Raw genomic sequence first — 13,337 nt, forward strand, 5'->3', positions numbered from 1 at the left:
TCCGCGTGAATATCACGCAAGCGGTCGAGTCGGGGCGTCTAGCCCTGCTCGTCCTTCAAATTCAGACCTTTCAGCGCCGCGAACGGCGACAGTTCCACCGGTTCGGGCGGCTGGACGAAGACCGCGCCGGGCTTGCGGGGGAACGGATCCAGCTCCAGAGCCAGATGCTCGACCACGTAGCCGGACACGTCGACGGTCTGGCCTTCCAGCACGTCGGGCGGATCGTCGCCGTCGGGATCGGCGCCTAGATCGCCGAACTCCTCCTGTGGCGCGTTCTCGCTGTTGGCCGGCAAGACGCGGAGATTGAAGCGGGCGTCGATCGGGGTCTCGAAATCATCAGCGGTGGCGCTGCAGGTCTGGATCACCCGCGCGCGCAGGACGCCGGACACCTCCGCGCCGTCGAGCCACGAGGTCAGGAAGACTTCGGCCGAGAGCGCCTCCAGGCTGACGAGGCCCAGTTGCTTGGCGATCGCGCCGCGTTGCTCTTCGCTCGGCTCCAGGCGCAGCTTCACGGCGCCACGATCCACCTGGGACAGCGGAATCTCGCAGGGCCAGGGCGCGGTCACGGGTTCGGCCAAGTCACATCTCCTTGCAGCAGGGCGTCCAGCGGCAGGCCCGCCAGCGCCGCGCGCGTCTTGATCAGATAAGTGGTCAAGGCGGCGACGTCGCCCTCGCCTCTTTCCTCGAACGCGGTGCGGGCCAGGAAGTCGCGCGTCGCCGCATCGTCCGGAAGGCTGGCGACGGCCTCGTCATAGGCCTTCAGGCGGCCGTAGAAGGCGCCGGCCAGCTTCTTCATTTTCTTGCCGACGGCGGTGTCGGCCACGCCGATCTCGCGGAACGCGTCGTCGAGACCCTTCACGTAGGAATCAAACACCGCCTGCGACGTCTCCGCCGCCGCGTCGCCTTGCCCCTTCAGCCGTTCGATCAGGAAGATCACATGCAGGCTGAACAGCTCGAACCGGCCTTCCATCGAGTCGCGGACACCGAAATCGCGGTAGAAAGCGGCGGAACGCGCCTGCGCCACGGCCGAAGCGTAGAGCTTGGCTCCCGCCGCCTTGGCGGGCCTGGGCTTCAGCCATCGATCCAGAAACATTGAAACGCCTCGATTTCGCCGCGACATCCCGCTAGAGGCGGGGTCCGCTTTCACGCGGGCATTGAACTAAGCTCCCGCGGGCGATAGGTCAAAGTCTGCATTTTTCCGGTTCGGAGCCTTGATGTCTCGCCCCGCCGTTTTCGCCGCCGCCGCCCTGGCGCTGGCTCTCGCCACTTCGGCCTGCACGCCGCTGACGAGCTATTCCGGCTTCCAGGCCATCGAGGCCAGGCCCGCCGACATGAAGGTCGGCGAGGACAGCAAGTCCACGCTGATGGAAAAGCTGGGTTCGCCGTCGGCCGTTTCGACCTTCGACAACAACACCTGGTACTACATCTCGCAGACCACCGACCGGGTCGCCTTCTACTATCCGCGCGTGATCAAGCGCGACGTCGTGGCGATCAAGTTCAACCCGGCCGACGAGAAGGTCGCCTCGGTGAACACCTACACGCTGAAGGACGGCAAGGTCATCGCCTACAATGGCCGCGAGACCCCGACTCGCGGTCGCGAGATGACGATTCTCGAGCAGTTGCTCGGCAACGTCGGCCGCGGCGGCATGCTCCCGCAGGACGACGAGGCCCCCGGCCAGCGTCCAGGCGATCGTCGTTAAGCCAAAACACCATCGCAAGCTTTACGAAGCCGCTCGCCGCAAGGTGGGCGGCTTTTCTTATACCGCCTAGAGTATTCAAAGGCGGCGAAATTCAGTCGCGGCGGCGCGTTTACTGTAAATATAAAATTTACCTTTATTCTTGAGACACTTTGCCGCACTGTCACACCTCCTTAAACTGAACTTGAACGGCCCGGGAACTCTTCAGTCGCGCATGGCGCGCCAAGGAGTTCACGCAAGCGGAGGAGGCGCACTGTGGAGACGACGGACCTTCGCGCCCTATCCATCCTGCTGATCGACGACAACGCCAATATGCGCAGGGTGATCACCACCATCCTGAAGTCGGCGGGCGTTCGCAGGATCCATGAAGCCGACGACGGCTTGAGCGCCTTGCGGATCTTCCAGTCCAAGGAGATCGACATCATCTTCACGGACTTGGTCATGCAGCCGGTGGACGGCCTGGCGTTCGTCAAATGGGTCCGCACCTCCTCGGCCAGCCCCAACCGCTATGTGCCGATCATCATGATGACCGGCCACGCCACGCAGCGCACCTTGAACGACGCCCGGATGGCCGGCGTCACCGAGTTCCTGGTCAAGCCGCTGACGGCGCGGACGGTGATGCATCGGGTCAACGAGATCATCAACAATCCCCGCCCCTTCGTGCGGGCCAAGGAGTATTTCGGCCCGTGTCGCCGGCGGCGCATCGATCATGATTTCGTCGGCGTGGAGCGCCGCGGCGATGTGCCCATCGACGTGATCCCCAAGCCCCAGGATGCTCTCGTCGAGATGGATCCCGAAGAGGTCTACTAGCCGAAAAAGACAAACGCCCCGGAGTTTCCTCCGGGGCGTTCCAGTTTTACGGCCTTCCTCGTGATCAGCCGCCGTGGGCCAGGACCGCCAGCAGCAGCAGAGCCACGATGTTGGTGATCTTGATCATCGGGTTCACGGCCGGGCCCGAGGTGTCCTTGTAGGGATCCCCGACGGTGTCGCCGGTGACGGCGGCCTTGTGGGTCTCGCCGCCCTTCTTGTGCAGGACGCCGTTCTTGTCGGTGAACCCTTCCTCGATCACCTTCTTGGCGTTGTCCCAGGCGCCGCCGCCGCTGGTCATCGAGATGGCGACGAACAGGCCGGTGACGATCACGCCCATCAGCATGGCGCCCAGCGACGCGAAGGCGTCGACCTTGCCGGCGATGGCCTTGATGACGAAGAACAACACCACCGGCGAAACGACCGGCAGCAGGCTGGGCACGATCATCTCGCGGATGGCCGCCTTGGTCAGGATGTCGACGGCGCGGCCATATTCCGGCTTTACCTCGCCCGTCATGATGCCGGGGTTCTCGCGGAACTGGCGACGCACCTCGGCGACGACCGACTCGGCCGCGCGGCCGACGGCGGTCATCGACATGCCGCCGAACAGGAACGGCAGCAGGCCGCCGAACAGCAGGCCGACCACGACATAGGGGTTCGACAGATCGAAGGTCACCGGGCCCATGCCGTCGAAGAAGCTGCCCGGCGTCGCGTTGGCCGAGAAGAACTTCAGGTCTTCGGTATAGGCGGCGAACAGCACCAGGGCGCCGAGACCAGCCGAGCCGATGGCGTAACCCTTGGTCACGGCCTTGGTGGTGTTGCCCACGGCGTCCAGGGCGTCGGTCGTGACGCGGACCTCCGGCGGCAGACCCGCCATCTCGGCGATGCCGCCGGCGTTGTCGGTGACCGGGCCGAAGGCGTCCAGGGCGACGATGAAGCCGGCCAGCGACAGCATGGTCGTGGTGGCGATCGCGATGCCGAACAGGCCGGCCAGGTTATAGGTGACCACGATGCCGACGATGATCGTCAGGGCCGGCAGGGCCGTGGCTTCCAGCGACATGGCCAGGCCCTGGATCACGTTCGTGCCGTGACCCGAGACCGAGGCCTGGGCCACCGACTTCACCGGACGGAAGTTCGTGCCGGTGTAGTACTCGGTGATCATCACGATCGCGGCCGTGACGGCCAGACCGACTAGGCCGCAGTAGAACAGGCCGTCTGCCGTATAGGTGCGGGCCTCGGTCACGACAGGAACCGGAATCAGCTGGTGCAGCACGTACCAGACCGCCGGGATCGACAGGGCGCCGGTCACGATCAGGCCCTTGTAGAGCGCGCCCATGATGTTCTGACTCTTGCCCAGGCGGACGAAGAACGAGCCGATGATCGAGGTGACGATGCAGACCGCGCAGATGGCCAGCGGCAGCAGCATCATCGCGCCCACGGCCTCGTGGCCGCGGAAGAAGATCGCCGCCAGGACCATGGTCGCGACTGTGGTCACGGCGTAGGTCTCGAACAGGTCGGCGGCCATGCCGGCGCAGTCGCCGACATTGTCGCCGACGTTGTCGGCGATGGTCGCGGCGTTGCGGGGATCATCCTCGGGGATGCCGGCCTCGACCTTGCCCACCAGATCGCCGCCCACGTCGGCGCCCTTGGTGAAGATGCCGCCGCCGAGGCGGGCGAAGATGGAGATCAGCGAAGCGCCGAAGCCTAGGGCCACCAAGGCGTCGACGACGCCGCGGCCGGTGGGCTCAAGGCCGAGAACCTCCGTCAGCACCCAGTAGTAGCCGGCCACGCCCAGCAGGGCGAAACCCGCCACCAGCATACCGGTGACCGCGCCCGAGGTGAACGCCAGCGACAGCCCCTTGGCGAGGCCTTCGGAGGCGGCCTGGGCGGTGCGGACATTGGCGCGCACCGAGATCAGCATGCCGGCGAAGCCCGCCGCGCCCGACAGCACCGCGCCGACCAGGAAGCCGAGAGCCGCCCACAGGCCGAGCAGCAGGTACACGGCGACCAGGATGACCGCGCCGACGATCGAAATGGTGAGATATTGCCGCCGCAGATAGGCTTGAGCGCCCTCCTGGATCGCCGCGGCGATCTCCTGCATGCGTGCGTTGCCGGCCGAGGCCCGCATCAGACTGGCTGTCTGCACGGCGCCGTACAGCACCGCCAGCAGCCCGGCCCCGATGGCCAAATAAAGCCAAAGACTCATTAGGTTCTTCGCCCCTTCGCGCTTCTTTGCAACGAGGGGACGCCGATCCATCGACGGGGACCTTGAGCCAACTCAAACAAGCCAACTCAATCGCCGTCGAGGCCGACAGGCGGGCCTTATTGGCCTCGTGCCCCCTCGTTCTCCCTGAAATGACAACCGAACGGCGTCATCCGAAGAACACTGTCAGATGGCCGGGAGGCGCGCAACCCGCGTTGGCGCAAGCGATTCAGCGTGGAAAAGCGCCAGGGACTCCGCGGAAATCAGGGGTTGGGCGTGTCCGGCTTCTGTTGAAGCGCGCGCAGCACGGCGGCGTTCGGCGGCATGACATGCTGACGAGGAACCTGCTTGGCGATGTCCACGGCCGCGACCTTGCCCTTGCCGAACAGAACGGCGCATTGCCCCAGGACGAACGCCTGAAGGCGCGGTCCATCGACCTCCTGCCAGGTGTCCTGACGAACGAAGGGCGTGCGGTAGGCCGCGCGCATGATGGCGTCGCGCAGCGCGGGCTCCTGGGCCTTGAAGCTCTCCACCTCGGTGCCAGACGCGAGCCGGAGCGTCAGGGCCACGAAGACGTAGTTCACGATCCGGCCGTTGACGATGATGGGGATCGTCATCGAGCCGAGCTTGTAGGTGGGATCGAGCGCCTGGCCCTCCCCTTCCTTCTTCTTCTCGGAGCTGGCGAGCGCGGGGCCAGCCATCGTCGCGGCGGCGGCGAGGCTCAGCAACAATCGGCGAGAGAGGATCGAACTCATGCCCCGCTTCTAGCGAACGGAGCTTGATATTCCCCTACTGGCTCTGTCTTGGAGCGCGGCGGACGCCGAAACCGCTCACACTTTCGGCCGCCGCCGCTCTAGCCGTGCAGCCAGCCCAGGCGCGATGGCGTGACGTCGCGGCCCTTGTAATAGGCCGAGACGCCCTCGCCTTCGACGAACTCGCCGATCTCGCTGACCTTGACGCCGGCCGCGGCCGCGGCGATGCGGAAATTCCAGGCTTCGTTGGGGTCGACGGCGCAGACGATCTCATAGTCGTCGCCGCCGGACGCCAGGGAGATGCGGCCTTCGACCTGCTCGGGTTGGACGTCCAGCCAGGCCTGGCCGCCCGGCGAGAGCGGCAGGCGCTCGAGATCGACCCGCACGCGGCAGCCGCTGGCCTTGGCGATATGGCTGCTGTCGGCCAGCAGGCCGTCGGACACGTCGGCCGCGGCCTTGGCGTGCTGGCGCATGGAATCGCGAAGACCAATGCGCGGCTCGGGCTGGCGATAACGGCGAAGAAGCCCGCCATCTGGATCGGCCACCTCGCCCCATTGGGCCAGCAGGCCGAGCCAGCCGTCGCCGATCGTGCCGGACACCATGAGCTTGTCGCCAGGCTTGGCGCCCCGGCGCAGGATCGCCGCGCCTTGGGGAACCCAGCCCAGCAGCGTCGCCGACAGCACCAGCGGACCCGAGGTGGTCACGGTGTCGCCGCCCAGCAGCGAGATGTCGAAGAAAGCGCCGTCTTCCGCCAAGCCGCGCGCGAACGTCTCGCGCGAGGTGACATCCGAACCCGAAGGCCAGCCGACGGACAGGAAATAGCCGTAGGGCTCCGCGCCCTTGGCCGCGAGATCCGAGAGATTCGTCCGCAGCAGCTTGCGCGCCACCACGTCGAGCGCCTCGTCGACGAGGAAATGCACGCCGCCGACCATGGCGTCCTTGGTGATCACCAGGTCATAGCCAGGACGCGACGGCAGCACGGCCGCGTCGTCCAGCAGATCGAGCGCGGCTGGATCGCCTCGCGTCAACGGACGCAAGAGTCGTTCGATATGGTCGAACTCGGTCGCGGGCGCCACCGCTGTGGATGGCGCCTCGTCTTCAGCGAACCAGTCTTCTTCGTCAGTCTCTTGCATCACGGGCGATCGCGTCGAGGGCGCCATTGATGAAGCCTGACTCAGGACCCTCAAAAAAGGATTTCGCTATCTCGACATACTCATTGATGACGACTTCGGTCGGAACGTCCGGCCGATACATCAATTCGTAGGCGCCGGCGCGCAGGACGGCGCGCGCGGTGGCGTCCAGCCGCTCGAGCCGCCAGCCCGAGGCCAGACGCTTGACGATTCCCTGATCCACCTTGGCTTGCTGGGCCACGACGCCCTTGGCCAGGTCGGCGAAGAAGGTTTCGTCGGCCTGCGCCAGGCGTTCGCCCTCGACGTCGCGATCGAAGCGATGCTCGGAAAACTCGCGGATGACCGAGTCGACCCCGGCCCCCGAGACTTCCATCTGGTAGAGGGCCTGAACGGCCGCGAGGCGCGCGACCGAGCGCGGTTGGGTGCGGGGTGCGCTCATCTGCCGCGCCCCAGAAGCTGACGTTTCAGCGCGATCGTCTCAAGACAGGCCTTGGCGGCCGCGCCGCCGCGATCGCCTTCGCTGACCTTGGCCCGCGCCCAGGCTTGCTGTTCGTCGTCGACGGCCAGCACGCCAAAGCCGATCGGCAGGCGCCGACCGATGCCCAGGTCCTGCAGTCCGCGGGCGGTCTCGTTGGAGACGAGCTCGAAATGGTAGGTCTCGCCGCGGATCACGCAGCCCAGGGCGACATAGCCGTCATAGCGGCGGCCCACCGGGCCTTGGCCGGCGTCTTCCGCCAGGGCGATGGCCGTCGGGATCTGGAGCGCGCTGGAGACGGTGATCACGTCGTACTCGGCGCCATAGGCCTCGATCGCCTGGGCGGCCCCGCGCAGCAGCTCGTCGGAGACGCCCGAATGGCTTCGGCCCTCCACGATCAACAGGCGGATGTTGTCTTCAACCATCTAGCTCGACTCTCCACGGTCGCGTCGCGCGCGACCAGAAACACACATTAGGCTTAACGGACTATAGCTCTTCCTCGACGCTATCGCTTAGCCCCTCTTCGGTGAGGAACTTGGCGAAGTCGCCGGTTTCCTTGAAATCGCGATAGACCGAGGCGTAGCGGACATAGGCCACGTCATCGAGGGATTTCAACGCCTTCATGACCATTTCGCCGACCGTCGAGGACGGCAACTCGGTCTCGCCCATGCTTTCCAGCTGACGGACGATGCCGTTGATCATCCGCTCTACCCGTTCAGGGTCCACCGGGCGCTTCTGCATCGCCAGCGTGATCGAGCGCACAAGCTTGTCGCGATCGAACGGCGAACGCCGGCCCGAACGCTTCAGGATGATCAACTCGCGCAGCTGAACGCGTTCGAAGGTGGTGAAGCGGCCGCCGCACTCGGGGCACATCCGGCGACGACGAATCGCCGCGCCGTCTTCCGACGGACGGCTGTCCTTGACCTGGCTTTCGGCGTGTCCGCAGAAGGGGCAGCGCATGATATGGCCCCTCCCGCGAAGCCGCGAACGCGTTGGGCGAAGCTGTGAGCGGCTTCGCCGTTCAACGCGTTCGAAATCTTAGAAGTCGGCCTCTCTTGTACACAAGAGAGGCCGAGGCGCCATTAGTTGTAGATCGGGAACCGGGCCGTCAAGGCCAGCACTTCCTCGCGGACCTTGGCCTCGACTGCGGCGTTGCCGTCGAGACCGTTGGTGGCCAGACCGTTGACCACCTCGCCGATCAGCTCGCCAACGCGGGTGAACTCGGCTTCCTTGAAGCCACGCGTCGTGCCGGCCGGCGTGCCCAGGCGGATGCCCGAGGTGACCGTGAACGGCGCGGTGTCGAACGGCACGCCGTTCTTGTTGCAGGTCATGTGGGCGCGCTCGAGGCTATGCTCGGCGTCGCGGCCGGTCACGCCCTTGGGACGCAGGTCGACCAGCATCAGGTGGCTGTCGGTGCCGCCCGAGACGATGTTGACGCCCGACTTCAGCAGGGCTTCCGACAGCGCCCGCGCGTTGGCGATGATCTGGCTGGCATAGGCCTTGAACGACGGCTGCAGCGCCTCGCCGAAGGCCACGGCCTTGGCGGCGATCACGTGCTCCAGCGGCCCGCCTTGCAGACCCGGGAAGACGGCCGAATTGACCTTCTTGATGATGGCTTCGTCGTTGGTCAGCACCAGGCCGCCGCGCGGGCCGCGCAACGTCTTGTGCGTGGTGGTCGTGACGACGTGGGCGTGCGGGATCGGGTTCGGATAGGCCCCGCCGGCGATCAGGCCCGCGTAGTGAGCCATGTCGACCATCAGATAGGCGCCGACCTGGTCGGCGATCTCGCGGAACTTGGCGAAGTCGATTTCGCGGCTATAGGCGCTGCCGCCGGCGATGATCAGCTTGGGCTTCTCGCGCTGGGCGATCTCGGCCACGCCGTCATAGTCGATCAGCTGGTCCTGTTGGCGCACCGAATAGGACACCGGCTTGAACCACTTGCCCGACTGGTTGGCGGGCGAGCCGTGGGTCAGGTGGCCGCCGGCGGCGAGATCCATGCCCAGGAAGGTGTCGCCCGGCTGCAGCAGCGCCATGAACACCGCCTGGTTGGCCTGCGAGCCCGAGTGCGGCTGGACATTGGCGAAGCCGGCGCCGAACAGCGCCTTGGCGCGTTCGATGGCGATGGTCTCGATCTCGTCGACATACTCGCAGCCGCCGTAATAGCGCTTGCCCGGGTAACCCTCGGCGTACTTGTTGGTCAGGATCGAGCCCTGGGCCTCCAGCACGGCCTTGGAGACGATGTTCTCCGAGGCGATCAGTTCGATCTGGTTCCGCTGCCGATCCAGTTCGCGACCGATACGATCGAAGATATCGCGGTCGGCGGTGGCGAGGTCGGCGCCGAAAAAGGCGTTGAGGTTGGCTTCGGTCATCACGCTCTCCTGGGGCCGCGGGGAGTCGGCAGAGGCGCCCTCTTTAACGAGATGGGCGCGGCAATCAATCTTGGAACCACGCGCGAAGCTGTGCGTTGCAGTCGCGCAGGGCGGCTTAGTCCCCCCGCGAGATAACAATCACAGCAACGAGAGTGGGATATCTCATGGCGTCTCAGGGCGGCGGCACTTCGGAAACGGTCAGCGCGAATGGCCTCGACATCCTGGGCCTTAGCGCGGAGATCGTGGCGGCCTACGTAAGCCAAAACACGGTGTCCCAGTCCGCCATCCCGGAGCTGATCCGCACCGTGCACGAGGCGCTGAGCACCTTGAACAACGGTGGCGAACCCTCTCGGCCCATCGAAAAGGCCAAGCCGGCCGTCCCCGTGGGCCGCTCGGTTCAGCACGATTACATCGTCTGCCTCGAGGACGGTAAGAAGCTGAAGATGCTCAAGCGTTATCTTCGCTCGCACTACGACATGAGTCCCGAAGACTACCGTCGTAAGTGGGGTTTGCCGCCCGATTATCCGATGGTGGCGCCGGCCTACGCCGCGCGTCGATCGGATTTCGCCAAGAAGATCGGCCTCGGCAAGGGTGTCCGGCGCGGTAGCTGACCCCACTCCGAGCGCGACGCATGCGAACGCCGCCGGGCTCCGGCGGCGTTCTTCATATGCGCCATGTCGCGGTTGAAATAGGCTGAAGGAGGCGTCTTCCCTAGGCCGCGTAACCGCCCATGCGGGCGACGTTACAGTGGGCCCACAGCTTTTCCATCGCCGAGACCAGCTTGCGCATCATCTCGTCGCTGTGGAACGGCGTGGGCGTGAAGCGCAGGCGTTCGGTGCCGCGCGGAACGGTCGGATAGTTGATCGGCTGCACATAGACGCCGTGATCGGCCAGCAGCATGTCGCTGATCATCTTGCAGTGGACGGGGTCGCCGACCAGCACCGGGACGATGTGGCTTTCGCTGTCCATCACCGGCAGGCCGGCGGCGCGGAACATCGCCTTGAGGGTCGCGGCGCGCTCCTGGTGGATCTCGCGCACTTCCGGGTGCTGCTTCAGCCAGCGGACGCTGGCCAGGGCGCCAGCCACGAGGGCCGGCGGCAGCGAGGTGGTGAAGATGAAACCGGCGGCCATCAGCCGGATGGCGTCGATCACCTCGGCGTCGCCGGTGATATAGCCGCCCATCACGCCAAACGCCTTGCCCAGCGTGCCTTCGATGATGTCGATGTCGTCCATCAGGCCTTCACGCTCGGCGACGCCGCCGCCGCGCGGACCGTACATGCCGACCGCGTGGACTTCGTCCAGATAGGTCATGGCGCCGTACTTCTTGGCCAGCGCGATCGTGCCGGCGATGTCGGCGATGTCGCCGTCCATCGAATAGACGCTTTCGAAAGCGATCAGCTTGGGCGCGTCGGCCGGCGCGGCGGCCAGCAGCTCTTCCAGATGCGCCAGATCGTTGTGCTTGAAGATCTTGCGCGGACCACCGCCATTGCGGATGCCGGCGATCATCGAGGCGTGGTTCAACTCGTCCGAGAAGATGATCAGGCCGGGCAGGATCTTCTGCACGACCGAGAGCGAGGCCTCGTTCGAGACATAGCCCGAGGTGAACAGCAGCGCGGCTTGCTTGCCGTGCAGATCGGCCAGTTCCTGCTCCAGCAGGACGTGGTCGTGATTGGTGCCCGAAATGTTGCGAGTCCCGCCCGAGCCCGAGCCGTGCGCGTCGACCGCGTCCTTCATGGCTTCCAGCACGACCGGATTCTGGCCTTGGCCGAGATAGTCGTTGCTGCACCAGACAACGACTTCGCGTTCGGAGCCGTCCTCACGGGTCCAGTTGGCCCGAGGAAAAGCGCCGCGCTGGCGCTTCAGGTCGGCGAAGACCCGGTAACGGCCCTCGTCGCGGATCTGATCGACGGCGCTGCGGAACGCGGCTTTGTAGTCCATTGCGATCTCTAAACCGCCGGCCGATGGGCCCGGCGGTCCCCTTGATTACAGGCTCGGTTTTTCGCACCAAGCGTCTCGTGTGTCCATCTAAGGGCGTTTACCTAGGAAATGGAATTGGGCGTTTTGACCAACTCTCCGGACAAATCGCCACGATTCTTCAGGTCAGTTCCGCCAACTTGCCGCGCAAAAGCTGGATGACCGCCGAGAAGTCCTTACCCGCGAATCCGTTGGCGGCGAACAGGGCGTAAAGGGCCTCGGCCTGGGCGCCCATCGGCGTTGCGGCCCCGGTTTGGGCGGCGGCGGCTTGGGCCAGCTTCAGGTCCTTGAGCATCATGGCGGTGGCGAACCCGCCCTCGTAGCCACGATCGGCGGGGGTCTGTGGCCCGACGCCGGGTACGGGGCAATAGGTGCTGAGCGACCAGCACTGGCCCGAGGACTTGCTGGCGATCTCGAAGAAGCTTTCCGCGGCCAGGCCCAGTTTCTCGGCCAGGGCGAAGGCTTCGCAGACGCCCAGCATCGAGATTGCCAGCAACATGTTGTTGCAGATCTTGGCCGCCTGACCCGCGCCGTGGTCTCCCGCCCGGATCGTCGCGCGGGACATCGGCTCCAGCGCGCCCTCGACCGCCACGAAGTCGGCCGCGTCGCAGCCCACCATGAAGGCCAACGTCCCCGCCTCCGCCGCCATCACCCCGCCCGACACCGGCGCGTCGGCGAAGCGGAAGCCCGCCTGCCCCGCCTGACGCGCCACGTCGCGGGCGGTCTCGACGTCGATGGTCGAGCAATCGATCAGCAAGGCTGATTTCGGCGCGCTCTTGAGCACCTGCTCACCATAGACCGAGCGCACGTGGGGACCGGCGGGCAGCATCGTGATCACCACCTCGGCGTCGGCGACCGCCTCGGCGATCGAACCGGTGGCCTGACAACCGGCGGACACGGCGCGCTCCAGGGCGTCGGAGGACAGGTCGAAGGCGCGGACTTGATGGCCCGCCCCCGCCTGGTTGGCGGCCATGCCGCCGCCCATATTGCCCAGCCCGATGAACGCGACGCGGGTCATTCGCTACTCCCTGCGAAAGCGAACCGCGCCTCCTTGGGCGCGGCTCTTATGGTTCTGGGTCGCGTCCGTCAGCGCGCCGAGGCGGGCTTGCGGAACTTGTAGACGAACTGGTCGGTCTTGCCGCGGATCGACGGGTCGTAGACGTTGACCTTGCGGGTGTCGGCCGGAGCGCGCAGCACCCTGCTCTCGCCCTCGAAGATGAAGCCCGCCGCCGTGACCTCGGACTTCACCACCGCCGAGTCGATCCGGTGCAGGTCCTCGGTGTTGCGCAGGCCCGACCCCGCCTCGGCCGAGTGGTCGATGACGAGGTAGACGCCGCCCGGCTTCAAGGCCTTGAAGATCTGGCGGTTCACGACCGACAGGTCGGCCGGCCCCATGAACTTGTCGTGCATGTCGTGGTAGTTCTGGGCCGTGAACACCAGGTCCAACTTTTCCGGCGCGGAGAAGTTCGGCAGCGTGTTCAGGATCACCGTCACGTTCGAATAGACCGGATCGCGGGCGATGGCGTTCACCGCCGGCTCGCGCTTGGCCAGCTTGGTCAACTCGTCCGGCACATAGGCGTAGACCTTGCCCTTCGGCCCCACGGCCTTCGAGAAGATCCGCGTGAAATAGCCGCCGCCCGGGATCAGGTCGGCGACCTTCGCGCCCGGCTTGACGCCGGCGAAGGCCAGGACCTCCCCGGGGTGGCGGGCGTTGTCGCGGATCATGTCGGCCGCGGGACGGGACGGATCGCTGAGGGCGGCGGCGATGTTGGCCGGGATGGCCGCCGAGGCCGGGCCCGAGGGCGGCGGAGGCGGCGGCCCCAGCATCGGCTGCGTGGCGCAGGCGGCAAGGCCGAGCACGGCGACGAGACTGAGAAGCGGCTTACGCATGGCGATCCTTCCAACCGACACTTTATCGTTGTCGTCCACG

At 66.0% G+C, this 13,337-nt stretch carries 15 protein-coding genes; 3 read left to right on the forward strand and 12 right to left on the reverse strand.

Going from position 1 to position 13,337, the window contains the following annotated elements; genetic code table 11:
• Positions 1–38 precede the first annotated feature (38 nt).
• Positions 39–578: a YceD family protein gene (locus J2728_RS11295; RefSeq protein ID WP_309999144.1), complete on the reverse strand. Its 540-nt coding sequence runs from the start codon at positions 576–578 to the stop codon at positions 39–41.
• Positions 563–1,093: a ubiquinol-cytochrome C chaperone family protein gene (locus J2728_RS11300; RefSeq protein WP_309999146.1), complete on the reverse strand. Its 531-nt coding sequence runs from the start codon at positions 1,091–1,093 to the stop codon at positions 563–565. Before J2728_RS11300 ends, J2728_RS11295 begins: the two co-directional genes overlap by 16 nt.
• A 121-nt stretch (positions 1,094–1,214) precedes the next feature.
• On the opposite strand from J2728_RS11300, the gene J2728_RS11305 reads away from it, so the two are divergent.
• Both J2728_RS11305 and J2728_RS11310 read left to right on the forward strand, forming a co-directional pair.
• On the forward strand, positions 1,215–1,700 hold the full coding sequence (locus J2728_RS11305; protein WP_309999149.1) for an outer membrane protein assembly factor BamE: 486 nt from the start codon (positions 1,215–1,217) through the stop codon (positions 1,698–1,700).
• Between the two features lie 252 nt (positions 1,701–1,952).
• A complete protein-coding gene (locus J2728_RS11310) occupies positions 1,953–2,507 on the forward strand; it encodes a response regulator (RefSeq protein ID WP_309999151.1) in 555 nt (184 codons plus the stop codon).
• A gap of 64 nt (positions 2,508–2,571) precedes the next feature.
• Here J2728_RS11310 and J2728_RS11315 read toward each other — a convergent pair whose 3' ends face one another.
• From J2728_RS11315 to glyA, 7 genes are all read right to left on the reverse strand, one after another.
• Positions 2,572–4,710, reverse strand: a complete 2,139-nt coding sequence (locus tag J2728_RS11315; protein ID WP_309999153.1) for a sodium-translocating pyrophosphatase — start codon at positions 4,708–4,710, stop codon at positions 2,572–2,574.
• A 260-nt stretch (positions 4,711–4,970) separates the two neighbouring features.
• Positions 4,971–5,462, reverse strand: a complete 492-nt coding sequence (locus J2728_RS11320; RefSeq protein ID WP_309999154.1) for a hypothetical protein — start codon at positions 5,460–5,462, stop codon at positions 4,971–4,973.
• 98 nt (positions 5,463–5,560) lie between these two features.
• Entirely contained in the window at positions 5,561–6,619 is a 1,059-nt protein-coding gene (gene thiL / locus J2728_RS11325) for a thiamine-phosphate kinase (protein WP_309999155.1), read from the reverse strand.
• Entirely contained in the window at positions 6,579–7,028 is a 450-nt protein-coding gene (nusB, locus tag J2728_RS11330) for a transcription antitermination factor NusB (RefSeq protein WP_309999156.1), read from the reverse strand. The genes thiL and nusB overlap by 41 nt, the downstream gene beginning before the upstream one ends.
• Positions 7,025–7,489, reverse strand: a complete 465-nt coding sequence (gene ribH / locus J2728_RS11335) for a 6,7-dimethyl-8-ribityllumazine synthase (protein WP_299003844.1) — start codon at positions 7,487–7,489, stop codon at positions 7,025–7,027. Before ribH ends, nusB begins: the two co-directional genes overlap by 4 nt.
• A 61-nt stretch (positions 7,490–7,550) precedes the next feature.
• A complete protein-coding gene (nrdR, locus tag J2728_RS11340) occupies positions 7,551–8,024 on the reverse strand; it encodes a transcriptional regulator NrdR (RefSeq protein ID WP_013078801.1) in 474 nt (157 codons plus the stop codon).
• 122 nt (positions 8,025–8,146) lie between these two features.
• Positions 8,147–9,433 (reverse strand): serine hydroxymethyltransferase, encoded by a 1,287-nt coding sequence (glyA, locus tag J2728_RS11345; protein ID WP_309999159.1) that lies wholly within the window; start codon positions 9,431–9,433, stop codon positions 8,147–8,149.
• Between the two features lie 164 nt (positions 9,434–9,597).
• Here glyA and J2728_RS11350 point away from each other — a divergent pair, with 164 nt between their 5' ends.
• Positions 9,598–10,044 carry a Ros/MucR family transcriptional regulator gene (locus J2728_RS11350; protein WP_309999162.1) on the forward strand — a complete coding sequence of 149 codons (447 nt, stop codon included), beginning with the start codon at positions 9,598–9,600 and terminating at the stop codon, positions 10,042–10,044.
• Positions 10,045–10,144: 100 nt separating this feature from the next.
• Here J2728_RS11350 and hemA read toward each other — a convergent pair whose 3' ends face one another.
• The 3 genes from hemA to J2728_RS11365 form a co-directional block, all read right to left on the reverse strand.
• Entirely contained in the window at positions 10,145–11,371 is a 1,227-nt protein-coding gene (hemA, locus tag J2728_RS11355; protein WP_309999163.1) for a 5-aminolevulinate synthase, read from the reverse strand.
• A gap of 157 nt (positions 11,372–11,528) precedes the next feature.
• Positions 11,529–12,425 carry a 3-hydroxyisobutyrate dehydrogenase gene (mmsB, locus tag J2728_RS11360; protein ID WP_309999164.1) on the reverse strand — a complete coding sequence of 299 codons (897 nt, stop codon included), beginning with the start codon at positions 12,423–12,425 and terminating at the stop codon, positions 11,529–11,531.
• A gap of 68 nt (positions 12,426–12,493) precedes the next feature.
• Positions 12,494–13,297, reverse strand: coding sequence for a class I SAM-dependent methyltransferase (locus J2728_RS11365; protein WP_309999166.1), 804 nt, complete (start codon positions 13,295–13,297; stop codon positions 12,494–12,496).
• Positions 13,298–13,337 lie beyond the last annotated feature (40 nt).

The sequence above is a fragment of the Caulobacter segnis genome (assembly GCF_031454995.1).
GTDB classification, from domain to species: domain Bacteria; phylum Pseudomonadota; class Alphaproteobacteria; order Caulobacterales; family Caulobacteraceae; genus Caulobacter; species Caulobacter segnis_E.

Excerpts from the sequence above, each read along its gene's own strand:
- J2728_RS11305 (WP_309999149.1), top strand. The coding sequence starts at position 1,215 with ATGTCTCGCCCCGCCGTTTTCGCCGCCGCCGCCCTGGCGCTGGCTCTC.
- hemA (WP_309999163.1), bottom strand. The coding sequence starts at position 11,371 with ATGGACTACAAAGCCGCGTTCCGCAGCGCCGTCGATCAGATCCGCGAC.
- J2728_RS11350 (WP_309999162.1), top strand. The coding sequence starts at position 9,598 with ATGGCGTCTCAGGGCGGCGGCACTTCGGAAACGGTCAGCGCGAATGGC.
- glyA (WP_309999159.1), bottom strand. The coding sequence starts at position 9,433 with ATGACCGAAGCCAACCTCAACGCCTTTTTCGGCGCCGACCTCGCCACC.
- ribH (WP_299003844.1), bottom strand. The coding sequence starts at position 7,489 with ATGGTTGAAGACAACATCCGCCTGTTGATCGTGGAGGGCCGAAGCCAT.
- thiL (WP_309999155.1), bottom strand. The coding sequence starts at position 6,619 with ATGGCGCCCTCGACGCGATCGCCCGTGATGCAAGAGACTGACGAAGAA.
- J2728_RS11315 (WP_309999153.1), bottom strand. The coding sequence starts at position 4,710 with ATGAGTCTTTGGCTTTATTTGGCCATCGGGGCCGGGCTGCTGGCGGTG.
- mmsB (WP_309999164.1), bottom strand. The coding sequence starts at position 12,425 with ATGACCCGCGTCGCGTTCATCGGGCTGGGCAATATGGGCGGCGGCATG.
- J2728_RS11320 (WP_309999154.1), bottom strand. The coding sequence starts at position 5,462 with ATGAGTTCGATCCTCTCTCGCCGATTGTTGCTGAGCCTCGCCGCCGCC.
- J2728_RS11300 (WP_309999146.1), bottom strand. The coding sequence starts at position 1,093 with ATGTTTCTGGATCGATGGCTGAAGCCCAGGCCCGCCAAGGCGGCGGGA.
- J2728_RS11365 (WP_309999166.1), bottom strand. The coding sequence starts at position 13,297 with ATGCGTAAGCCGCTTCTCAGTCTCGTCGCCGTGCTCGGCCTTGCCGCC.
- nusB (WP_309999156.1), bottom strand. The coding sequence starts at position 7,028 with ATGAGCGCACCCCGCACCCAACCGCGCTCGGTCGCGCGCCTCGCGGCC.
- nrdR (WP_013078801.1), bottom strand. The coding sequence starts at position 8,024 with ATGCGCTGCCCCTTCTGCGGACACGCCGAAAGCCAGGTCAAGGACAGC.